Origin of the sequence: Xenorhabdus szentirmaii DSM 16338 (assembly GCF_002632585.1) — a bacterium.
Lineage (GTDB): Bacteria > Pseudomonadota > Gammaproteobacteria > Enterobacterales > Enterobacteriaceae > Xenorhabdus > Xenorhabdus szentirmaii.
In genome coordinates this window covers 1758794-1759719 of record NZ_NIBV01000002.1, presented here as the reverse complement: position 1 = coordinate 1759719, position 926 = coordinate 1758794, and positions in this window count along the sequence as shown.

The following is a 926-nucleotide window of genomic DNA, read 5'->3' as shown; positions in this document are numbered from 1 at the left end:
TCCTTAACTCCTGGACATGAAGCTGATGGACTACGCTAGTAAATTAGTTAAATTAAATTTGGTTTATATGATATTGCTACTGACTGAAAAAGTTGTAAGGCTAACTTTTTTACAGGTGGATACTTTATTTTTATAATTTCCATTGTGAAAGAAGTTTGGTTTATTTATTTTGATGTGTTTTATTAAAAATAATATGGAATATTTTTGTTAATGTTATGCTTTGTGAATATTGTTTTGATTTTTCTATATTTTTGCCGGAGTTTATTTTCGTTCCGTGATTTAATTCTATTGTTAAATTTGACATGGGAAACAAATTATGGCTGAAATTATCTTAATGATTTTAATATGTTAGCGTGAAGGTGTTCGTTGTTGCTCTAACGAATTAATCAATTCACCTATTAGTATGCAGTTATTTATGTTTTGCATGTTTTGATTTAAATCATATTTTATTTTGACGTCTGGATAATGTTTTTTAATATCCCATCTCCCAAAATGGAAAAATGAATAATTTATTTTATGGGATTTTATTTTTTAATGCTACTTTATTTTTTTTGATTGTTTTTCTATATTTTTTTACTGTGTTTAATACCATTAAAAATTATCTGAAGAAGTGTTTGATATCTTTTCTAAGAATATATTAACGTCATCATTTACAATATTACGTTTATAATATCGGTATGGAATATTATTGGTTTGTTATATACCCGCCGTCTTTCAAGTTGCCTTTTTGTTGGCTGCGTTCCTTCACTCCGGTCACCGTTTTTATAAACACACGGTTATCTATGCTCCCGGGGATGATGAGAGGTTCCTGCCTCTCGACCTTTGGCTGTTCAAATTCGTTCCCGACGATAAACGGAGCGGGCCGTAAGATAGGGGAACAATATGCTGGCACAGTTGGTTTTGTTGATCATCTTTTTGGCATGAGT